The sequence below is a fragment of the Bacteroides thetaiotaomicron VPI-5482 genome (assembly GCF_000011065.1).
GTDB classification, from domain to species: domain Bacteria; phylum Bacteroidota; class Bacteroidia; order Bacteroidales; family Bacteroidaceae; genus Bacteroides; species Bacteroides thetaiotaomicron.
In genome coordinates, this window is the sequence record NC_004663.1 from 3,580,816 (window position 1) to 3,604,294 (window position 23,479).

The 23,479-nt window shown below is 37.1% G+C and carries 23 protein-coding genes; all 23 read right to left on the reverse strand.

Features of this window, described 5'->3' with window-relative positions:
- Nucleotides 1-24: 24 nt before the first annotated feature.
- Nucleotides 25-2,406, reverse strand: coding sequence for a GumC family protein (locus BT_RS14515; protein ID WP_032840804.1), 2,382 nt, complete (start codon nucleotides 2,404-2,406; stop codon nucleotides 25-27).
- Between the two features lie 16 nt (nucleotides 2,407-2,422).
- Nucleotides 2,423-3,220, reverse strand: a complete 798-nt coding sequence (locus BT_RS14520; protein ID WP_011108518.1) for a polysaccharide biosynthesis/export family protein — start codon at nucleotides 3,218-3,220, stop codon at nucleotides 2,423-2,425.
- A 36-nt stretch (nucleotides 3,221-3,256) separates the two neighbouring features.
- Entirely contained in the window at nucleotides 3,257-4,408 is a 1,152-nt protein-coding gene (locus BT_RS14525) for a glycosyltransferase family 4 protein (protein ID WP_008765279.1), read from the reverse strand.
- 79 nt (nucleotides 4,409-4,487) lie between these two features.
- Nucleotides 4,488-5,600, reverse strand: coding sequence for a glycosyltransferase family 4 protein (locus tag BT_RS14530; RefSeq protein WP_008765278.1), 1,113 nt, complete (start codon nucleotides 5,598-5,600; stop codon nucleotides 4,488-4,490).
- On the reverse strand, nucleotides 5,597-6,736 hold the full coding sequence (locus BT_RS14535) for a glycosyltransferase family 4 protein (RefSeq protein WP_008765277.1): 1,140 nt from the start codon (nucleotides 6,734-6,736) through the stop codon (nucleotides 5,597-5,599). Before BT_RS14535 ends, BT_RS14530 begins: the two co-directional genes overlap by 4 nt.
- Complete coding sequence (locus BT_RS14540) at nucleotides 6,733-7,977, reverse strand: hypothetical protein (RefSeq protein ID WP_008765276.1); 1,245 nt, start codon at nucleotides 7,975-7,977, stop codon at nucleotides 6,733-6,735. The genes BT_RS14535 and BT_RS14540 overlap by 4 nt, the downstream gene beginning before the upstream one ends.
- Nucleotides 7,978-7,989: 12 nt before the next feature.
- Complete coding sequence (locus BT_RS14545) at nucleotides 7,990-8,988, reverse strand: glycosyltransferase family 2 protein (RefSeq protein WP_008765275.1); 999 nt, start codon at nucleotides 8,986-8,988, stop codon at nucleotides 7,990-7,992.
- Nucleotides 8,985-10,088, reverse strand: coding sequence for an acyltransferase family protein (locus BT_RS14550; RefSeq protein ID WP_008765274.1), 1,104 nt, complete (start codon nucleotides 10,086-10,088; stop codon nucleotides 8,985-8,987). Before BT_RS14550 ends, BT_RS14545 begins: the two co-directional genes overlap by 4 nt.
- Complete coding sequence (locus BT_RS14555) at nucleotides 10,085-10,951, reverse strand: beta-1,6-N-acetylglucosaminyltransferase (protein ID WP_008765273.1); 867 nt, start codon at nucleotides 10,949-10,951, stop codon at nucleotides 10,085-10,087. Before BT_RS14555 ends, BT_RS14550 begins: the two co-directional genes overlap by 4 nt.
- Complete coding sequence (locus BT_RS14560; protein WP_008765272.1) at nucleotides 10,951-11,811, reverse strand: glycosyl transferase; 861 nt, start codon at nucleotides 11,809-11,811, stop codon at nucleotides 10,951-10,953. The genes BT_RS14555 and BT_RS14560 overlap by 1 nt, the downstream gene beginning before the upstream one ends.
- Before the next feature lie 7 nt (nucleotides 11,812-11,818).
- Nucleotides 11,819-12,760 carry a capsular polysaccharide synthesis protein gene (locus BT_RS14565; RefSeq protein WP_224200502.1) on the reverse strand — a complete coding sequence of 314 codons (942 nt, stop codon included), beginning with the start codon at nucleotides 12,758-12,760 and terminating at the stop codon, nucleotides 11,819-11,821.
- Nucleotides 12,760-13,689 (reverse strand): glycosyltransferase family 8 protein, encoded by a 930-nt coding sequence (locus BT_RS14570; protein WP_008765270.1) that lies wholly within the window; start codon nucleotides 13,687-13,689, stop codon nucleotides 12,760-12,762. Before BT_RS14570 ends, BT_RS14565 begins: the two co-directional genes overlap by 1 nt.
- A 10-nt stretch (nucleotides 13,690-13,699) precedes the next feature.
- Nucleotides 13,700-14,500, reverse strand: coding sequence for a glycosyltransferase family 2 protein (locus BT_RS14575; protein WP_008765269.1), 801 nt, complete (start codon nucleotides 14,498-14,500; stop codon nucleotides 13,700-13,702).
- On the reverse strand, nucleotides 14,500-15,036 hold the full coding sequence (locus tag BT_RS14580) for a serine acetyltransferase (protein ID WP_008765268.1): 537 nt from the start codon (nucleotides 15,034-15,036) through the stop codon (nucleotides 14,500-14,502). The genes BT_RS14575 and BT_RS14580 overlap by 1 nt, the downstream gene beginning before the upstream one ends.
- Nucleotides 15,037-15,092: 56 nt before the next feature.
- Nucleotides 15,093-16,076 (reverse strand): glycosyltransferase, encoded by a 984-nt coding sequence (locus BT_RS14585; RefSeq protein WP_008765267.1) that lies wholly within the window; start codon nucleotides 16,074-16,076, stop codon nucleotides 15,093-15,095.
- 12 nt (nucleotides 16,077-16,088) lie between these two features.
- Complete coding sequence (locus BT_RS14590) at nucleotides 16,089-16,694, reverse strand: acyltransferase (protein ID WP_008765266.1); 606 nt, start codon at nucleotides 16,692-16,694, stop codon at nucleotides 16,089-16,091.
- Nucleotides 16,691-18,145, reverse strand: coding sequence for a lipopolysaccharide biosynthesis protein (locus BT_RS14595; RefSeq protein WP_008765265.1), 1,455 nt, complete (start codon nucleotides 18,143-18,145; stop codon nucleotides 16,691-16,693). Before BT_RS14595 ends, BT_RS14590 begins: the two co-directional genes overlap by 4 nt.
- Nucleotides 18,142-19,233 carry a CDP-glycerol glycerophosphotransferase family protein gene (locus BT_RS14600; protein ID WP_224200503.1) on the reverse strand — a complete coding sequence of 364 codons (1,092 nt, stop codon included), beginning with the start codon at nucleotides 19,231-19,233 and terminating at the stop codon, nucleotides 18,142-18,144. The genes BT_RS14595 and BT_RS14600 overlap by 4 nt, the downstream gene beginning before the upstream one ends.
- Nucleotides 19,234-19,387: 154 nt before the next feature.
- A complete protein-coding gene (locus BT_RS14605; RefSeq protein WP_008765263.1) occupies nucleotides 19,388-20,422 on the reverse strand; it encodes an NAD-dependent epimerase/dehydratase family protein in 1,035 nt (344 codons plus the stop codon).
- On the reverse strand, nucleotides 20,419-21,135 hold the full coding sequence (locus BT_RS14610) for an IspD/TarI family cytidylyltransferase (protein WP_008765262.1): 717 nt from the start codon (nucleotides 21,133-21,135) through the stop codon (nucleotides 20,419-20,421). The genes BT_RS14605 and BT_RS14610 overlap by 4 nt, the downstream gene beginning before the upstream one ends.
- 36 nt (nucleotides 21,136-21,171) lie before the next feature.
- Nucleotides 21,172-22,143 (reverse strand): glycosyltransferase family 2 protein, encoded by a 972-nt coding sequence (locus tag BT_RS14615; protein WP_008765261.1) that lies wholly within the window; start codon nucleotides 22,141-22,143, stop codon nucleotides 21,172-21,174.
- Between the two features lie 43 nt (nucleotides 22,144-22,186).
- Nucleotides 22,187-22,771, reverse strand: coding sequence for a phosphoribosylglycinamide formyltransferase (locus BT_RS14620; protein WP_008765260.1), 585 nt, complete (start codon nucleotides 22,769-22,771; stop codon nucleotides 22,187-22,189).
- A gap of 12 nt (nucleotides 22,772-22,783) precedes the next feature.
- Nucleotides 22,784-23,479 carry a WbqC family protein gene (locus BT_RS14625; RefSeq protein ID WP_008765259.1) on the reverse strand — a complete coding sequence of 232 codons (696 nt, stop codon included), beginning with the start codon at nucleotides 23,477-23,479 and terminating at the stop codon, nucleotides 22,784-22,786.

The following is a 23,479-nucleotide window of genomic DNA, read 5'->3' on the forward strand; positions in this document are numbered from 1 at the left end:
ATCTGTCAGAGAGAAATGATAGCATTATTTCCGGGATTTCTTTTTCTTCCGTCCAAATAATCCCTTCTTCTTTTCCGCATTCTTATAACCATAACCCTGTCCATAACCGTAACCATAACCATAGCCGCTACTGCCTTTTTTCGTACCATTGAGAACAACCGCCATATTAGTGAGTTTGTGTTCCTGATACAATCGTTCCAACTCAGGCAGTTGCCGCCGGTCGATTTTTCCGACACGCACAATAAACAATGTCAAGTCCGAAATACGATTGACAACGGAAGCATCTGCCACTAATCCTATCGGCACATTATCTACAATGATATAGTCATATAATTCTCTGAGTCTATCCATTAATTCATCCAGTCGCCTACTCAACAACAATTCTGTAGGATTAGGCGCAATGACTCCAATAGGAATTAAATCAAGCCCTTCACCGAAAGCATCCCGCAGAATAAGATCGTCTACAACAATGGATGGATTGGATAAATAGTGTGCTACTCCTTTGACATGCTTGCTATGCGCCATCTCACTCATTTTCCCTTTTCTAAGGTCCAGATCAAGTATAAGAACTTTCTTTTTGGTCTGCACCAAACTGGCAGCCAGATTAACAGAAACAAAAGTTTTGCCAGCCCCTATATTAAAAGAAGTCAATGTGATAATTTTATGGTCTTGCGCCTGTGACAGCATAAACCCTAAATTGGTGCGAAGGATACGAAAAGCTTCGGACAACGGATCAAGTCCCCGTGCACGCACTACAACTTCGTGTGCATCCACAGACGCTTTGGCTGTCTGTGGGATATCCGCAAGGAATGGAGCACTGACAACAGCCTCAACTTCTTTTCTATTATGCACCCGGGTGTCCAGCATTAAAATCAATAACAGAATGACAGAAGGTACAATGATACCACATCCTACTCCGAGTATCATCTTTTTATATTTATTGGGAGAGATCGGCAAGTTACTTCCCGAAACCGGATCAAGGATTCTTGCATTATTATCCACCATCGCCTGGCTTAAAGCGTTCTCCTCCCGTTTATTCAGTAGGAATATGTACAAAGATTCCTTTACTTTCTGTTGCCGTTCTATAGATAACATTTCCCTTTGCTTCCCAGGAACGGCTTGCACTTTTTGACGCACATGGCTCTCCTGACGCATATAATCTTGTTTCTTCAGTCTCAAGCTTTTAGATAAATTATCTACTGCCATATAAATATTTTGTTTCATCGTCTGCATGATACGATTCAACTCCTGAACAACAGGATTATTGCTGCTACTGCCACTTACCAAACGGTTACGACGCAGCAACGTTTCATTATAGCGAGAAATCTGGCTCTCAATACTAAGATCAGACAGTCCGATATTACTGGGGATCAGTTCGTCATCCTTGTTTGAATCCTGCAAATACTGTTTAATAAATGATACCAACTGAAGCTGAGTATCCAGTTCCTTGATTGATGATTCATATTGCCTGCTATCTTGTATATACATACCTGCAACTGTATTAATATCAACGCCGTTATTCGCTCTTTTCAGATCCTCAATATCAGTTTCCACACTCCCTAATTCATGCTCAATAATCTGAAGACGCTCTTTGATAAATTCTGCCGTATTCACGGAAATACGGTTTTTATCCTTTATGGCTTCTTCGTTATAAACGGTAATCAACATATCAAGAATATCGGCTGCCCGTGTAGGTGACAGGTCATTCATAGTCATACTCAGCAAAGCGGCATCACCACTCATCTGTCTGATTGTCAGATTAGAGAGCCAGAAAGCGACCATCCCTTCCCGGGACTTACTGGTCACCTTGATTGGTCTGTCAAAATAGGATTCACTATAATTTTCAGCAGTAAATACAATCAGTTTTCCTAATGGCGTATCAACAGTGTCATTCAGATTCACAGTCTTTCGTTGTTCGAGTTCATCGAGCGAAAAGTCTGCCAACTCCACCTGCTGTTTATTTTTAGGTATAACAGACAAAGAACACACTTCATCCAGCCCAGCCTCCAGAAAGGCAACCCGTACAGGAGAGTCCGTATAGAGTTCTCTGGGACGCAGGCCATCACGCACCATGTAACTGACATCCGCATGCAGACGATCTATCACTTTCCGCATCAATTCCTTCGACTTGAATTGCAGAATTTCACTCGCCACATTGACTTGGCCTATGAAATCAGCGTTATTCAACTGCATTGCCGACCGCGAATTGGCTGGTGTTTTAATCATTACTATTGCCGTGCGGCTATATACAAACGGGGTCTCACAGTAGCTATACCAGAAATATCCCCCAAACAGCAGAATAGAAAGGACAAACCATTTCCAATGAGCTATCAGGTATATAAAAAGGTCAACGATATTAATAGACTTTTCCTCCTCTGTCAAAGCCATCTTCTTTTGTTTTTCCATATGCAGTAATCGGCTATTATTTTAATAAGACAGTTATTGTAGTAATCAAACTTAAAAGAGTCAGACCGAACGAATAAAAACTTAATGTACGTCTTTCCTTCGTATTGGCTTCTGCAAACTTAGGATGTACATATACCATGTCATTCTGCTGTAAATAATAACAAGGAGAGTAGAAAATGTCCGACGAACGGATATCATGCATATACATTCTGCGTTCGTTCCCTTCTTCGCGAATGACCGCTACCCTGTCCAAAAGAGCATTGGAAGTCACTCCGCCTGTTCGGGTGATTGCTTCGAGCAAAGTAATCCGGCTATCATCTATCTTTAAAACCTGAGGACTTTCAACTTCTCCCATCACAGTAATCTTTATATTCAAAATATCGATAAATACCAAAGGATCATTGATCAGATTTTCATCAATCAGCCGCTTTTTAATTAGCTCAGCTACTTGCTTACATGATAAATCTACCACTTTCAGTTTTCCTAAAACCGGAAATTCGATATATCCATTCAAATCTACCATATACCCTTTTTCACATTTTTGCATATCGGTACCGGTAGCTACATCTCCACTGGAAGTTACCTGAAAGTTTCCTCCGGTCGATATATTGAAAGGAACCGTCAGTTCGGGATTCCGTGAACTGACAACAATACTAAGCCGGTCATCCCGTTGAATCTTCATTTCCGGTTGGGCATTCATCGGATAAGATAACGATTCTTTCATATCCTCCAGATAAACGATTCTTTTCGTATTGATGCAAGAAGTCATCAATAACGCTGTCAAAAGTACTCCCACATACACATTTCTTTTCATATAGCTTGTTTTTCTTTGATTACAACTTTTCGGAATTCATTCTTTTTTGTTGGCCGGATAATCGGTTTCAGAACTGTCCAATACTCCCGAATAAAGATTCAGACATAGTTCTGTCATTAGCTCTTTAGTAAACATAGTCTCATAACGTCTTCGCGCTCCTCTTGCTAACTCTTCATACAGGCATTCATCTGTCAGAACAGCAGTAATCGCCTCTGCCAATGCATCTGCATCTTCAGGTTTTACGTTAATTCCGGAGAACCTGTTTATATTCACCCAACTGACTCCGGACTCCGGGATATTCATAGCAATCACAGGCTTTCCACAGGACATTGCTTCAATCTGTACAATACCAAAAGCCTCCGTTTTCCAAATCGAACTTAAACAAAACAGATCACAGGCACCGAAATAATCCGGCAGATCTTTGTCATCTATAAATCCCAGCAGTTTTACTTTTTTCCTCACTCCCAGTTCATCAATCAAGGATTGCAAATACTCTTGAAGGGGACCTTTGCCACCTATCAATATAATATAGTCGTCATTCAACTTTTGAGAAGCCTTTATCAGATATTCATAGCCTTTGTACTCTACCAGACGTCCCAAAGAGAATATGATTTTCTTTCCGGCATATCTTTCTTTTATTTGTGCCACCCGCCCGGGAACCGGCTTCATTTCATCTATTCCGATAGGAACACTGATAACTTTGCGCTGTATGTTTTCCAAAAACGGAGATTCCTGTACATAAACGGGGGTGGTGCCAACAATTACTTTTGCTCTTCGAAGCAACCAATTTTGTAATGGTGAATAGAGCTTCAACAACATTTTCTGTTTCAGTATATCACTATGCCAGTGCAGGACTACCGGACCTTTGTAACCAGACAGGAATAATGCCAGACATGCCATTGGATCCGGATGATGGATATGAATGATATCATATTCTTTGTTTATTTTACGCAACCGGAAAATCATAGCCGGAGATAACATAGTAGCCGCCACTTTTTTCCAGGTGGACACACATAGTATACGTGCATAATCATTCAATAATAGATTCTCAGGTTTCTGTTTTTCGGCCGAGGCGCATAGCATATCACAATAAACCTGTCTCTGTGACAGTCCCATTGTGATGTCATACATCACTTTCTCTATCCCTCCCCTTATCGGATAGAATTTGCCTATTTGTAGTATTCTCATTTTTAATAAAATATCTATTTCTTACTCTTCATAAGTTTAGTTTGTCACTTACCGCATATATAGTACCGGACTGAAAAAATTAATTTAATATAGAATCGAATAATTCCCGCCAGGATGAAGCGAATGAGAAACGTTTATCAGAAGTACCGATACTCGTTAGAAAAGTAAAGTCATCTTCACATAACCGTTTCATCAGATTCATTAATTGAACCGGGTCCGACAATTTAAAAAATGCAGTTTGCATACTTCCAGCGGCAGTCTCGTGAGCATACGGAAGGTCGGCTAGAAGCATCGGCTTACCCGTTGCCATAAATTCAGATACGGGTAATCCCCATGTTTCCACCTTTGACGGAAACACAAGGCAATCAACTGCATGATAATAACCAAAAAGTTTTTCTCTGCTCATGAATCCTGCGAACTCTATCGAACTTACCGAACCGAACTTTTTATATAACCACTGTGCATATTTATTTTCTTGTCCGCTAATAGTCAAGACCACTTTGAACCTTCCTTTTCCAAGCTCTTGTTCCAACAGAGAAGCAGCGTCGCATAGCAGCTCAAAATTCTTATGGCAATCTGGTGTGGCAGCATAAAAGAATGTAAAACAGGAAAGTTCTACTATTTCTGCAATCACATCATTCTCTTTACGTTCCGGAGGAGCTACTATGAACTTTTCTTTTTTTACCCCCAACATCCGGCTCAATCCGGAACGTAACCATTCCTGTTGTACAATCAGGTAAGTATTCCGATGCACATTGATCCGATAAATCCAACGGGTAAATAAAGCAAATAGAACAATCTTATAGTCAAACAGAAAATCCCTCCAACTCCATTTATAAAAAGGGAAAGAAGTCTGGCAATAGACAACCCGACGTTCAGCCACCACCCTTGGAGTCGCATCATGAAGAGACAGCCATAAATATACAGGCATTATTTTTTGTGACAATTTATACATTGTCACATATTCACACCACAAACGTCGTCCCCACCCTTTGATAACGTCCGGCATTTCAATATATTCAATGTGCGGATAGTCAGCCAATTCTCTTTTATGTACCAATGCAATAACCCGATAATTGCCGTCGGCTGCCAAAGCAGAAAGATAACATAAGCAATCTTGCAATATCGTTAATGTACCTCCCTTACGTAAACTAACCGCTGAGACAACAATCGTCTTTCGCTTGCTACTCATCTTTGTGATACTAACTTATCGAACATATCAATCCAACATTGCATAATTCGTTCCTCCGAGAATGTTTTTGAATTATGGTACGCATTCATTCCCATACGTTTACGCAAACCTTCATCTTCCATCAGTCTCATTATCCTGTCGGCTAACATCGGAAGATTTCCTACCGATACCAAAAAACCATTTTTACCATCAGTTATTACATCTCCAGGGCCACATTTACAGGCAAAAGAAACAATGGGTAATCCGAACGACTGTGCTTCTAATAATACCATAGGCAACCCCTCATAACGAGAAGACAGTACCAGCAAAGAGGCTTGTCGGTACTCTTCTTCTATCTGTCCGGTCGGTGGTTTCAAAAAGACACAATGATTCAGCCTTTTTCTCTTAATTTGTCGTTGCAGACGGTCCGTCCATTCTCCATCACCAATTATATCCAGTGTCCAAGCAGGTTGGGCACAATGAATAATTTCCCATGCTTCTATCAAATAGTCAAACCCTTTCTGATACCCATATCGCCCTATTGCAATCACTTTTCGGGCTGTAAGGGGAGAAAGATGAAGTTCTGTTGTAGAATGACTCAATGCATTGGGGATCACTATCATATTGGACAGATTTCCCCAATATGCCTTATCCTCGGCAGTCAGTACTACAAAACGATCGTATTTCCTCACGGTTCTTTCATCCATCCGGCTTCTCCATCGGTCTGCAATTTTCCAGACTCCCTTACGTCCATATTGCAAACGCTTATAACGGGAAAAATGAATTTCAAGTACTTTCTTACTGCCATCATCAATCTTCCATAGAAAAGAAGCATCATTGCAGAACATAGAAACCACAATGTCAGCCTTAAGTTGTTTCAGACAAGCCGTCAGCCTCTTCCGATGTTTCCACTGTTTGAAAGGATAATTGGCTAACTTATTAAGAAATGACTTCCCGTTATTTTCTTCATAGTTGATTCTCAAGTCACAGCAGTTGATACGTTGGTCCAGTTCGAAAAAGGATTGCTTTTCACGTTGATCTGTAGTAATAATAACAACTTCATATCCATGACTGACCAGATAATTGGCTTTATTTGCCAATACCCGTTCCATTCCTCCGGAATTGTAGGTTCCGGCTATACAGTAAACGATTTTCATTCTTCTATAAGAACTGGTTCCATTTTCCAGTCCAGACAATAAAATAAAGCATAAATAAAAAATAGATCAGTAGCTACTTTCATCCAGATAATGAAACTCAATGATAAAAGAACGAAAGAAAAAAGCCGGAAAGAAGGGAACTTCCATGCAAACACACAGGCATTATACACAAAAAACAAAACAAAAGTTCCGAAGCCAATTAAACCGCAATACAAAATAAAACGGCAATAGCCAATATCTGTGCTATACACAAAATTAGCAAACAAGCCTGTGCCAATTATCCAACTTTTAACATCTTCCGGCCAAACCCACATCATTGTATTTAATTTGTCCGTTGAATCCGTTCTTAGTTCTCCCGTTTCCACCCAGTTAAAGAAAGCTTCAAAGGCAAATCTGATATTCTTGTAGAAAAAAGGATCGTTATTATATAAATAGACCGATAACATCGTAAATACGATTAACATTCCTCCTAAAATAGAATAAAGCCTGATATAACGACCCTTGATTACCAAACGGAAAATACCTGTAGAGCATATTAAATATACTATTCCCAGGAATAATCCGACAGATGTAGTACGAGAAATCATATTACCGATAACAGCAATCACGAAAAAAGCGAATAAACAGGCAAAAGTTTTCCACCTAACCTGCTTTACACCCTCATCCTCACAGAGAAGATAGACTATCAAAAGAAGCACAATAGAAAACCTTACACCGGCAGGATCCAATGCCGCACCGATACCATACAATCTTCCCACTTCCTGAAAAAACTCTTGCCCTTGAGAGATATAGGTATCTACCAAAGCCCGGAATGCCGAGAATCTATCGATTAAAATTGCCAATATACACTGAGACACGCATACAAAAGCCGAATAGGCTATGAGCAAATTTAATGTCGCCTTACCGTGAAATGCGCGAATAACATAACAAACCACATATGCACCTCCCAACCACGTAAAAAAGGACACGAAGTAAGTGACATAAGAATAATCATCTGTATGATTATAGTCAGCAGCAACAAAGCAGATAAATGAGAAAATAAAAGCAAAGACAATAGCACCCAGCAAATCTCTCGAAAAAGTAATCCGATGTTTTTGAAATCCCTGATAAGCTACCAAAGCAATACCTAACATCGCTAATGCCATTTTAGTGTTCAGTTGCGGTAAGACAGAAAAACTGAATGGAAAATAATAGCCACTCACAACCATTGATATCAATAACATAGTCAATAAACGCACCATTCTCCAACTATATTATTTATAAATAATACCATAAACCAGCTTAAATACCGTCCGATAATATAACCTCAACAAAATGAAATATCGTTTTACCGCCATCCACTGTATAATCCGTGTTCTTAAAGGAAGAAGTTTGTTATTCATGACATAGCAGTTTGCCTCAGGAAAACATTCCAGCCATTGTTCATAATGCGATTTATCATCTGTTATAAGAAGAGGCAACTTTATATTCAACTTAAGAAAAGGAATAAACTCTATTAATGAATCCGCATATGCGGAAGCATTTACATATTTTTCCACCTCATATACGTTATTTGCTACTTGTATTATATGCTCTTGTGAATAAATCTTTGTCAGTGATTCCGGATTACTTTGTCTATAATGGTAAAAAGGACGATGAACAATGCCAACCTTCCCGGCACAGATAAACAATTTCATCATCACCATCATATCTTCACCCATATTCAAACCTTCTGTAAAACGAATATCATTCTCTACATAAAGAGAACGACGAACCAGAAAAAGCCATAAATTCCACCGCATTACCCCACCCATCATTTTTCGTAATGCCTCAACGGAAGTAGTATATGCCGGCTGCTTCATATAGCGTGCATTGGAATTGAAAGTCAAGTACCACTCGTGCCCCACTATATCCAGTCCTTTGTGATTGATTTCATTGACCAGACATTCCAATGTGTGCGGTTCTATAGAATCATCCGCATCTACATAATAAATATAATCTCCGGTAGCACACTTCAGGGCCGTATTACGTGCCGCCGCTACACCTCGGTTTCGTTCATGTTGTAATATTCTGATTGTAAAATCGATCTCTGCAAATTGTTCCGCATAAGATGTTAGTATATACAAACTTTCATCTGTACTACAATCATCCACAAATAAAAGCTCCAAATTTCTATAAGTCTGTTTATGCAAGGATTCCAGACAATGAGGCAAAGTTACTGACGCATTGTATACAGGAATGATCACTGAAATAGTTATATTTCCAATATTCATTTGCTGTTTCTTATAATTTGAGTTTTCATTCGTCCTCCAACCAGCAAAGCAAGCATATTGGGGGCCATTCTATTCAAAAAATAATAGAGACCGAGACAAACACCTAAAGTAATAAAAGGTATTAGTAAATAACTAAGCATTAATCCTCCTCCGGAGTCTGCAAGAGAAGTACGGGAGAAGAAGCCCTTTGTCCAGTTAATGATGTATATTTCGTGGGCTGCATAAATAAAAAAGACTGTAGCCGATAATTTACAAAACAGATTCTTCCAACTTTCCTTATCTATTAACCAGTCCATCAAATTGAAAGCTGTTATTATGCCAAACAATATATATATTCTAACAATATACGCATGAAGCTCCCTCCCATTACAAATGATAGCGCAACATAAAAACATGAGAGTGATTATTGCTGTCACATACCGGAACTTCGAACAAAACGCCAGAACATTCTTTTTATAAATTCCCATATAGGAACCTGCTCCGAAAAACATAATAGCTGTCATACTCAGTCCTGCAATATTTGTTTCCCAAACAGATAAATACAGAGCGAGCAGAATAAGTAATCCATATATTTTCAGATACTTGAAGAAAGCATAGAATAATGGAGACAACGCAGACATACAAATCAAATCACGCAAAAACCACAAAGGATAGTTCACAGGAGTATGCCAAAACAACATATACAAAGAATTATTCCTGACTTCCTGTAGTTCCTCCCCCGGTTCCATTGAAAAAAGAAAAATAAACGCATAATTCTTTATATAGACAGCCAATATCATAAGTATATTCCATAATAAATAAGGAAGCAAAAGGCTTATTACTCTCTTTTTTAATTGAAGATGATAAAAATCAAGACTCCATTTCTCTAGTTTGCGAAAGAAGAAGAAACCAGAGAAGAAAAAGAATAAAGGATTGCGTATCCGGGACAAATTATGAGATATGCCTTCTGAAAAAAGATGATATACATTCATTTCTGAGAAATTCATCTCTATAGGGATTGATGTCATGGGAAGCACATGGGCAAAAAGCAACAATACCATCAACGGAAATCTCATAGCTGCAATCACTTCCGATTGTCTTTTCTCAAGGTTTTCTTTCATTTACTGATTTCATTCAGAATTTGATCAACAACTTCGATATGCCGTATACTAAATTTCCGGGCAAACAATGCTTCCGAATTCATCAATATTTCAAAGTCTTTTTCTTTCCACTCTTCCAGCTGGTTATCTTTCCACCCAATCATCCGCAAACAACCGTGTCCTTCATCGTGCATATCGTAGACTCTGTCGCGAAAAGAAGAATTCCAGCAAATAGTCTGCACAAATATTTCGTCCGCACAAAAAGTATGGGTATAAACTCTTCGTACCTCTTTTTGCTGCTGCAACAAATAACCAACAAGCTCGTTACTAATACTTAGCCATTGAGTACCTTTTCTGAAATTAATATCCTTATTCCGCCGAATCCCGAGTAAAGACTGCAGCCGGACACATCCTGCACGTAAAACACGCTTTGTTACAGCCAAGCCGCCTTCAGTTTCCTTAAAACTTTTGGGGAACAAATGCCATCTACAAACTTTACGGTCAATTTCTTTGGATATATTTCCCTGATAGTAGCCAACAAACTCTTTTCCCGCATTTTTTTCAAAAAAACGATGAATATAGTTCTGTGTTTTAAGAGGCATATCAACACCCGATAACAAATGATAATAACTATATTCCCCACGTCGATAAGCTTCATCGAACAATGCAAATTCTGCATCTACTACACTTATATCTCCCCAACGGACATCCATACGTTCCTCTAAAAAAGTAAGTTTAGCATACGATGTCCGGCAATCCGGATAGTGATTCAGCTTTCGGTCAAAATGGATATAGATATCATTTCGTTCATCATCAAGAGCCTGTATCAGTCGTTTCAGAATTTCAAACTCATTATGAGCTATAATCAAATAGGCATGTTTCATTATTCTTGATCAGCGGTGATATGAATCAATATTTTGTCAACAATATGCATATCCGTATAGCTAAACTTCCGAGCAAACAGACAACCCGAACTGATTAATTCGTCATAGTCTCCCAAATGATATATACGAGGATTGGAACCACCATCAAAATCACATTTCAATAGTTTATCATCATAGTATATACGATCTTTTAAATACGATTTACCCAATTCCGAGGGGATAAAAAACTCATCCCCACATAAAGTAAAACGATATTTTCGCAATACATCTTTTTTAATCTGCAATAAATAACCTATACATTTACCTGTTATACTCACCCAATTAGCCGCATTAGTATATGATTGATTCCGATTCCGACATATATGCAATTCTTTTTGAATACGAATACATACTCTCCACAATAGCTGATTTATTCTTCTTATAAAAAGAACCTTATGCATAAAATTCTTCGTAAAGAAGTTATATCTCCGCATTTTAAGGTGCGTCTGATAATCTGAGTTTGGGACATGCACCAATACTTCCTTATCTTTTAGACCTTCAAAAAAATGATGAATATAGCTTTGGGACTTCAGAGGCAAATGTACCCCGGAAAGCAAATGATAATAATCATATCGATCCTGCATAAAAGCAGCCTCAAACAGAGCATACTCCGCCTTTATCTGTGAAATGTGCCCCCAACGGATGTCTGTCCGCTTTTGCAGAATATACAAATTTGTATACTTTGTCTTAAGCAATGGATAGTTTTTCACCTTTTTATCAAAATGAATATAGATATCATTTCGTTCATCATCAAGGGCCTGAACCAACTTCCCTAAAACCTCAAACTCGTGGTGAGCCATTATCAAATATGCATGTTTCATACTGTAGTCAAGCATTTCGGGCTAATCGTAACACCATCTTGAGACGTATCATTGCAGCAGCATCAAAATAAGTCATTTTGTGAATATTGCTTAGCTCCAAGGCTTCTTCAAATGACACATCATCATAAGTTCCATTTATTTTTGTTTGTATGATGTGCGGAATGCAATCGTTTACTATCGGACAATTTTCAGCAGGCCGGTAGTTGGCTACTAATTCATTAAATAGAATCTGAAAACAAAAATAATCAGGCAGCGAGTCTTGAGTTTTCCAAAAATAAAGCAGAAGATCGGTTAGAGTTGAAATAATCTCGCTCTCTTTTTGAGCAAAAAGGATACTAGACAACATTCGCACCTTAAAATTAGGTTCCCAGCCAAAATAATAAGCATAAACATTTTCCCAGTACTTCTTGTTCTTCTCTTCATCAGAGCGCTGATACATAAAAAAATCAGTCTTCTCATAGACAGCCGGAATACTTCCAGTGAGTAAAATAGTAGCATCCAACCATACACCACCATAAGTGCTCAATAAGGCTACACGAAGCAAATCAGAAAAGAATGTACGGGTAAACTGTACATACTCACGCTTTCTCCAAACAAAATCCGGCAAGTCTATATACTCAGATATAGTTATATCCGTCAGGCGAATCACTTGATAATCATTTTTGTTCCTGTCAACCGAATCAAAACATATTTGTATGATTTCGGGTAACTCATCTTTATCAATGCCCTGTCCCCAGTATTGCCAAATCACTTTTTGAGTACCCAACTTTTTTTTAGGCTTCAGTGAGTATCTTTCTATCTCACCATTATAATAAGCTTTAAGAATAGGAGCCCAAAAGTCGGCTACTTTCCCTTGCTGTCTAATGATAGATGCTTTACGCCTGGTATTCCAGTAATTCATAGGAATAAACTGCTTTACTAGTTCTTTTAACTTCATTTTCTCCATCATTAATATTTCATTTTGCGATATAATGCCTGGAGTTTATCTACCACAAAGGTCCCGCAAGATGTTCTATAAAGCTTAGATAAGAAATAAATCTTCTTATCAACCTGCCACTCCTTTTTAATAATCTCCGGCAATTGTTCATAGTATTGCCACCAAAGCTGGAATTGCACCGTGAATTGATTCCAAGGCTTTGCCCCGGTATAATGTACTGTACCATGCCGGTGAACCTCTAACCAATCCTGTTCTGTATACTTCTGCAAAAAGAATTTCTTATATTGTGGCAGATAAAAAGTCCTGATACTATTATAATAGGGAGGCAAGGCTAATATTCGATCCTTACAAAGTTGATTAAGGACATCCTGATCCGGAAACTCCAAATAGTCAACCTTTGAAGCTTCTATAAATTTTTCAACCATATTATCCTTCCGCATCAATTCCAGATTCATAATCAGAAATCCTGAATTAATATACTCATTCGGATTACATCCTATTGTTTTCAGATGGTCCAACTGAAAATCCATAGAAGCTTCAAACACAGCTGCCAGATAATTCATTCCTAAATCAATGGAATGATAAAGTTGAACCAAATCATTACGAACAATAATATCACAATCTATATAGATGACTTTTTTATATTCTGGCAATAAATCCGGTAACAACAAGCGATAAGAAGCCGCTTCCGTATATTTTTGATCAATATATATATGCTGCAATTTTCCTTGAAGATTCACAAAAGAATAACAAGTGCGTCCCTCACCTATTAGTTGTATTTTTAGTTTTAACCGTTCAGGCAATTCCTCGCTTAATAAGCAAATGACATGTAACTCTCCTTCCGCCTGCATACTCGTAATTATGGAGTAGAGACATGTAGCTGCCGGAATAAAATAATCAGGAGTAAAAGCAATTACCAATGGAACAGAGGTCTTTTTCATACAAATATATTTATCTCACCCAATATTTAGGACTACTTGTCAGACATTTTGCCAAAGATAATAAAAGCCGATACTTCCGGGTGCCAATTTTTAGTTTACTCACCACGTTCCATAGTTCGTCCGGTTCTATATATCCCAAATACCGAAACTCATTTATTACACTTCTTTTTTCTGCATCCGCTTTCTCGTGATCAGAAGAGACTCCATCACATCCATAATAACAGATAGTCAAATCTATTTTTTTATAACTCCTGTGATTCACAGCAATTTCATAAAACATCTGTTCATAGTCGGCCACTATCATTAATGTTTCATTATAAGGATGTGATTTAAGTAGTTCCGTACGAATAAACAAAGACTGATGACACACGGAAAAACGCTGCATAAAAAACAATGTATTTACTATTTCTGGGGCACTCCATTCATTTATACCACCCGCATATTTTAAAACAGCATTTCCACATACAAAATCCTCCTTTAAGAAAAGAAGAGCTTTTTTCAGTGTATCATCTTCATAAAAGGTATCACCTGAATTAAGGAAAAAACAATACTCCCCCTGTGCAACAGAAATTCCTTTATTCATTGCATGATAAATACCTTTATCTTTCTCACTAATCCAATAAGAAATATATTCAGAATATTTTTGAAGCACAGAAACACTACAGTCAACGCTTCCACCATCAATCACAATGTATTCAGCCTTCTCTCCCAAAAGCTCTCTTAATACTGTCACATTAGATACGACTGACTGAATGGTAGCTTCCAGTTGCTCACCATTATTATAATTAATCGTTATAACTGATATCTTCATTACTTCTCTACAATACGAGCCGGAACCCCTACTACCGTCACTCCCGGAACTAATACCGATTTCGTAACAACTGCTCCCGCTCCAATTTTCACTCCGTCTGCAATATATATTCCACCCAGAATTTGCGCATTCTGTCCAATATCAACATTATTCCCAATAACGGGAGAATCATCCGGAAAAGTACCTTTACTTCCAATGCAGCAATTACCATGAATCGTACAATTTTTACCTATACGGGATTTAGGATTTACAATAATAGACCCATAATGATAAATCTTCAAACCAATATCAAAACAACCTGCATTTATAAAGAACCCAAGACGGATACCCAAAAGATTCTTCTTTCGAGAAAAATAATATTGCAAAATCTTATTTCTCTTATAGTTCATATAAAATTCCTCTTTACGAAGTGCACGTATATATCTCCGAATCCAATATTGTTCTGTCCTCAAGAGCCAATCCATGATATATCCTTTTGAACCAAAAGGAAAATAATCAATACGATCCGAATTAAGGTATTCTTTTAAAGTCACCATTCTACGTCTCTTTTATTAAATTAATCTGAATCCGAAAGCAGACAAAAGCTCGGATCTCATAAATATCGCTTCCATCGTTTTACATAAAGAGCCAATACACTATACATATCATGTAATACTAACCAATTAAACAATTTCATTTTTTTCCCTTTCAAGAGATATTTCTTATCATAAAAGACCCCCTTAATCAAAGGGTTAGCACATGACTTTTCTAACTCTTTCCTGATTTCTGTATAATTTCTGTTTGCTATATATACGATATACCTATGAAAAAAATAAATAATGACACTATAACGAACACCTGTTAAATCGAAATCATATCGTTTTTCAAGATCAGAATAAGAAATTAACAGTTTATGTAACGTATATTCCAAATGCTCATATGAAATCGATTTTTGCGACAAATGTTCCCCTACATGATGCACATAGATATATCCAATATATGAGGATACTCGCAAAGAGTGAACACACAATAAATATTGGCTTACCCATAAAGTATCCTCTCCTGAATACAAATATGTATCGAAAAACAATTTATTCTTTCTTTGTATGGATGACTTATACAATCTGCCGAAAGGTACCGTAAATTCAGGATAAATATATTTCAACAGACATTGCTTTATTTCATCGCTCCCTTCGAAATTTCCATCAACAAATAAATAGTCATTGCCCACAGGTTCAGAACAGCAGGAACACTGAACAAAATCGCATGATGCATATTTCATTAGTTCTTCCAGATACCTCTCTTGTATGTAGTCATCTGAATCTATAAAAAGGAAATGTTCACCAGTATGCTTTTCAAGTCCCAAGTTTCTCGCAGCACTCACGCCTGCATTTTCCTGATGAAAGACTTGTATCCGGTTATCACTTTGCGCATAATCATCGCAAATCAATCCCGAATGATCTTCACTGCCATCATTTATTAAGAGAAGCTCAAATTCTGTATATGACTGTGCCAAAATACTATCTATGCACTTCCTTAAATATTGCGCAGAATTATAGACAGGTACGATGATAGATACTAATGTTTCGTTTCTCACAAGATTGAATAATCATATTGTATAATAAACATCTTTTTTAATTACCCTTGCCGGTACTCCTGCGACAATAGTATGCGGCGGTACGTCTTTAGTCACGACAGAACCTGCTGCAACAATAGCACCTTCACCAACCGTCACCCCTTTTAAAATGATAGCAGACATACCAATCCATGCATTATCCTTTATTATAACAGGAGCAAACATGCTATTTCCTCCCGTTATCTGGTGATTATCAGAATCCCGGATAATTACATTCTCTGAAATGATAACATTTTCTCCTATTTCTATGTGATTAAAACAATGTAACTTCGAATGGAAATTAATATACCCGGAACCTAAAATCAGTTTAGCATCCGGCAATACGACTACAGTTGAACCGATAATATCAAAATTCCCTTTTACTATCAATTCCGAGTTAGCATGAAGAATAAGCCGCCCTTTCTCCTGTGAAGGAATGTTTCCAACCCATACCTTACCAACAATTAATCTTTGTAACGGATATACATTATATCGGCAATCTTTTTCTCTGTACAGAATACCATGCCTCGTAACATAAATACCAGGATGAATATATTCTTGATATTTCCTATATATTTTTGCAATAAAACCGAATATCATCTCGCCATCTTTCTTTTACAATAACTTAACAGCATATGCTCTATTAACAGATACATATCATCACGCTTTATTTTCAATAGTAATATATAAATAGATAAACTCATTAAGCCGCCCAATAAAATCTGTGTAACAATAGACAAAGATGTATATGTCAGCATATAAGTAGGTATATTAGCTAAAAGTGCCATAAAAAAATAAGGTAGAAAATCTGTCAGCTGTTCCCGATACCCTAAATGAAATAGCTTTCCAGTATAATATGTATTAATAAAAATAGCAATTTGGGTATATATAACCATAGACCAGCACATCGCCATAATTCCCCAAGATGCACTCAACAAAATCATTGTTATAGAAATAGCTTTTTTCACGACCTCCAGTTTCAAAAATAGATCCGATCTTCCTTTAATCTGTAAAAGAGATAAATTTATTGTATTCACAAATGAGAACATAAAAGAAAAACATAAAAGTATCATGATCGGGACAGATGGCAACCACTTATCTGTAAGTAAAAGAAGTATCAAAGGTTTAGCCAGTGCCGCCAAAATGGTCATACCACAAAAAATAAAAATAGCACAAACTTTAATATATTTCCGATAAATTCCTATTAACTGTTCATCCTCATTCTGCAATCTCGACAGAACAGGAAAAACGACTTGCTGCAAAATTCCCATTATATTACTACTCGGGAAATCCACGTAACTTTGCGCTCTGGTATAGTAACCCAAAGTGGAGGAAGAATAGAACCGTCCAATAATCAACGGGGACAACTGAGAATACATTGTATTAAGCCAACCAGACAACATTAACTTACTGCCATAACCAAACAATTCTTTAAAAGAGCTGGTAGAAAACATCCACAATGGTTTCCAGCAGGAAATTCTCCATAAATAGCAACAATTTACCAAAGACGCAATAATTCCCTGACATACTAATGCCCAAACTCCATAACCATTATATGCTAATAATAATCCTATACCTCCTGAAAAAAAAGTGGCCAGTATATTACCTATCGCGATATCTCTGAACCTCAACTGACAATACAAAAGATTACTATGAACTGAACATAGAGCACCTATCGGTATTGTCAGACAGGCTATTCTGGTTACATTAGTCAATAAAGGCTGCTTATAAAAGTCCGCGATAAAAGGAGCTCCCAAAAACATGACCATGTATACCAATAAACTCGCTCCCAGATTATAATAAAAAACAGTAGAACAATCTATCTCTGTACGGTCCAACTTACGTATCAAAGCAGAACCAAATCCACAATCTATAAATGAACCGGCAAAAGCAGTAAACACTCCAAGCATTCCTAACATACCATAGTCTGAAGGCAAAAGCAGACGGGCCAAAATAAGTCCCAGGACAAAACTTATTCCCTGCGAAGAGAAACGTCCTATAGAAGCCCATTTCACACCGGAAATGCCCATTGAACGAATATCACTATTCACCTCTGTTTTTTTTCGGTATAATATCCTGTTCCCAAAATAGCATGGATTATATTTTCTGTGGCAGACTGATTATGGGGCGGCAATAAGTACGACTTAAAAAAGTTTTTTCTTTTTTCTAGTAAGTAATCAGAGTTTTCCAATACTGTACATTCTATAAAATTCCGGATATCTTGGATAGTCTGCCCCTTATAATGCAGGTCATAGGCTGCCTTGGCAAAAGAATTCATCGTTGCAGTATGCTCTTTTCCATTGACCAGATACATTACAGGTTTCAATGTATGATGATATTCAATCGTAAAAGAGCCACAATCATGAATCATGGCATCCGAAGTCATAAACAAATCAACATACTCATTGGTCTCCAATTGAGCATTCGGCAGAAATTCCCATGCCGCATAATACTCGTCTGTTTTCTCTTTCCCCCATGAAGAATAATTATATAGTTGACTCTTTAGCAAAGGATGAGGCTTAAAAGCCATCTGAACAGGTAATTGAGTGTTCTTTATAAATTCTAACAGTTCTTCCGCAATAGATAAGAAAGTTGAATAGTTCAAACAGCCACCATCAGATATTGAGAAATGTGGTGCCCAAATAATCCGTTTACGACTCTTATCTGTTTTTTTCCACTTATCTTCATGTTTCTCAGTCAGAAATAAGTCTGTTACAGGCAAGCCCGTAACTACGATATTTGAGAATATCCCTGCAAACTTTTTCTTCAAATCAACATTAGCAGACTCATTTTCATAATAATTCTGCCACATCAATCTAAAGAATTCATTATCATTAGCCCAATCTGTCAGTAAGCTATGAAAAGCATAATTTGTATAACAAAATAAAGCATTCATATTTTTATAATACAAAAGACTCTTAGGATAAAAAGTATAAGGTTTTTGATAGAAAATGATATCCGGTTTCAATTTCTTCCGAATATTAATCAGTTTTCCATTTTGATAAGGATAAGTACAAGCATACCCTTTTCTACAAAATAAATTAAAACATGAATCAACTTCTTCTTTCAACAGAGTTTTTTCCTTCTGTTCATCAGGTAAAACAAGAATAGAAGGAGTAAATCTGGGATGTTCCGCCATCGCTTTATAAAGACAATCGCTTTTCCAGGTAGCACTCTCCGCCACAGCAAACAGAACTCTTATATTTTTCTTTCGTCTTAATCTCTTAACTTTAAAGTTCAGAGTATTCTTGTAGAGATATTTAGCACAGTCCCATTTAAAAGAGCGCAGCAACTTATATATATGTTCCATCAACAGATATTAAAGTATTAAGTGTATGTGAAACGCCTTCTTCAAGCTTCCATTGGGGGAACCAGCCTATTTTATTTATTTTCTCAGTATTAAATATCGCCTGTGATATAATAGGTTTATTCTTCCCGGTATTATCCGGTAAATCGAAAATTACTTCTCGTTCACTTTTCAGTGCTATCATTTCCGCAAATTCGCGGATACTGACATTCGACCGGACGTCAGCTATATTATAAGCATTCTTTGTTTTTCCTTTTAGCAAAACGTAAAGAAGTGCAAACACACAATCAACCACATAACACCAGGAACGCTGTTGCAAACCAGAACTTCTCAATATTATATTTTCACCTGCCAATACATTTCGTATAAACTGCGCATAGGCACGATCATCTTTTGAAGTGTAAAAAGGTCCATAAATATGGCAAGGACGTGCTATAACTGTTTCTATCTGAAATTGAGCTGCATAAGCAATACACAAAGTCTCAGCAGTCCGTTTTGCCGCAGGGTAACATGCGCGTAAGGAAGCCCAATCGAGAGAACCACTGTCTTCTTCGCGAAAAGGAATTCCATTCCCCTCTCCATACACTTCACCGGAAGAAACATATAACAACCTTCTTAGATTGTGTTGCTCTCCGTATGAAAACAGATTGTCAACTCCCAATATATTCGCTTTCATAACCCCGACCGGATCATTATGAAAGGCGGCCGGCCCCGCATAGCTCGCTGCATGAATAATATAGTGAAAATCAATATCAAATGGAATCAATGCTGTCACATCACATTGTATCAAGGTGAAAGATTCATCATCCTTGTATCGCATGAAACAACTTTGCGCATAAACCAAATCCCGTACACCTGCATATAGATGAAACGTCTTATCGGGTAACTGCATCAGAGTATCCACCAACGCCCTTCCTATCAGACCTGAGGCCCCCACAATCAGAATATTTATATCAGTCAGAATTTCCCACGGCAGATGCAAATCCTGCACTTTTCTGATATCGTCATAATAAGTCATCATTTCAGCCAGTCTTCTTTTGACGTTTGCCTCAAAACCTTGAAAATCTCCAGGTCTTCCGTAGTCGTAATCTTTATATTTCGCTCCTCTCCCGGAACTATATGCATTTCATATCCGCCCAATTCCGCCAAAAGAGTACAAGAAGATACTGAGTTTATGATACCTTTTGATTTTGCCTGCTCATGGACATTTATAATATTTTCTAACCGAAAAGTCTGGGGTGTCTGCGTTCTTATCAATTTATCACGCGGAATACTTGTCACAGAACAAAAGCCATCATCACTTTCCAAAATAGCCTCCCTACACTGAATACCAGTGATAGCATAACCATACTGCTTACAAATTGCGATATTGGAAGATATAATACTCTGAGATACCAGTGGACGAACCGCATCATGAATCAAAACCAGATCATCCTTTTTGACACCGTTCTTTTTTAAACCGTATATGCCGTTACTAATTGATTCCTGACCATTTATCCCCCCAGCAAATATCCAACGTAACTTTGATACATTATACTGATGAGCGTATGAAGACAACACAGTTTCCCATCCACCTAAACAAACAACAGCAACAGCAGTTATGTCCGGATGTCTTTGGAAAGCTAACATTGTATGTACAATAACCGGACAATTATCCACATGAATAAACTGTTTTGGAATATCTTGTCCCATCCGGTTGCCGGATCCCCCTGCAATAATCAATGCTATATTCATTTTAGTAACAGATTTGAATTTAATACTATTATAATGTTATCCATTCTTCTTTCTTTTGCAGAAATCCTTTATCTGATAAAACTCATTCACGCACAACTTTTTATTTAAGAATAGTCTATCAAACCACATTCTCAATACAAAACGTAAACCAAAATGGGAAATTAATATCTTCGTGATTCTCATAAACATAGAACACTCTTTCACAACCAGAAACCGTCCCATTGGACGAGAGAATTGTGAGAGGATGAACATTGCAGCCTCATCCGTCTTCTCCACATCATAAATAGCTTCTCTTGCTTTCAAAGAAAAGATCCTTTGATGATTTAAGTCGAGTCCAGACCATACCCCTTTTTCATGTATTCTATATACTCCCATTACATCAGGCATACAATATCCTTTCCCATTTTTCAAAATAGCATAGAACAAGGCAACGTCTATATATATTGCATATTTCGAGTATGTATCCAAATCCAATGCCGACTTTCGGTATACGACACTTAATGGTTGAAATAACCAACCTCCACGAATCAAGAAAGACAAATCAAAAGACATCCCATCAGATAAATCGCCAATCGGTTTGATCTCATCATTCATCACCTTCTCCTCTTTTAAACATATTCTGTATCGATGTGAACAAATAACATAATCCGAGTAACATTCTAAAAAATCAATCTGCTTTTGTAATTTATAAGGATCAGTCCAATAATCATCCCCCTCACAAAATGCTATATACTCACCTTTAGCCCGAGAATAATTATAAACAAAACCAACCTTCACACCTTTTGAATATTGATTCTCAGTTTGATATATTGGTTTTATTATATCCGGATATTTTTTCTGATACTCCTCAATAATATTCTGAGTACCATCTCCAGACGCGTCATCATAAATTAAGATTTCTATTGGAAAAGATGTTATTTGCATCACAAAACCATCCAAACACTGACGTAAATACGGAGCATGATTATAGGTCAGACAAGAAATACTAACCAATGGGCATTGTGTCATATCGAAAATCGTATAATATTATATAATACACTTATATTCAATCTTAAGGAATCACTTTCATTGCTTCACGTATATGTTTAATAGCCAACGGAAGTAATATTATTTCTTCATTAAAAACTCTGCCTCCCAATTCCCATGCAGACTCATTCTCCATCACAAGTATTTTTTTTTGAGCTATTATCTCGCCAGTGTCTATTTCCGAATCCACATAATGAACGGTACAGCCGGCATACTTCTCATGATTCCTCAAAATAGCTTCTTGCACTTTAACCCCATACATGCCTTTCCCTCCATATTTTGGCAATAGTGAAGGATGAATATTTATTATTTTACGTTCCCACTTTTCACAAATCCATTTGGGTATAATCGGTAGAAATCCTGCTAAAACAATTAAATTCGTATCTATGGGGACAATCTTCTCAAACTCCTCAAAAAAAGACTTGCCTAAAACTTTCTTTTCTAAAACGGAATATGATATCCCATTTTCCTTTGCTATCTTAATAGCAGGACACTCTCTATCTACTATCAGTAACGAAATGTGATAACCATAATCACATTGATATTTTATCAAAGAACGAAAATTTCCTCCACCACCAGACGCACACACTACAATATTAAAAGATTTCATATCTAAGCAATTTCAATATCTTACACAAAAAGAATCCAATAAATCATTGACTTCATCTTTGGTATTATTCATTAATACATCTATCATCGACAAATAAGGCACAAATTCCTTAGTACGCAATTGAGAATATACTTTTGGGATTGTATCTACAAAATTCAGTACAATTCCATGTTCACTAAATTCCTTTTTATCATAAAGATTCTGCCCACCGATAGCATTATAATAAGTATCAGCACCCAATATTTCACATATCTGCAAGATTTTATCTTTTCCTCTCAGAGAATTATCTTTCGGAATATCTGAGGACATCAATATCTCCGTATCTATTGACAAATAACTGAATATTTCCCGAAAACTATTTGCTATAAATGCCGCAAGCCTCTTATCTGAGAAAGAAATGATTCTTTTCATCAGAGTCATCGTCTGATCAAAGTTAACAGCTTTGGAATAGTTCAGTTGCAGTGTTTTCATAAGTTTCTTAAAATCATCGCCTATCACTATTTCATTGAATAACTTATTCTGACTCGCTTTCTTCAAAGTCACAGTGAACATTTCTTTCTCTCCATTGATCAGTATATGATTACGGTTAACCCAGCCGCCTTTAATGTAATTAACATCATCATAAACCACATACTTATCTACAGCTTTCATTAATTGGAAATAACCGATATAAGGCATAAAGTAAGGTTGCATCACACCAAGTTTCAT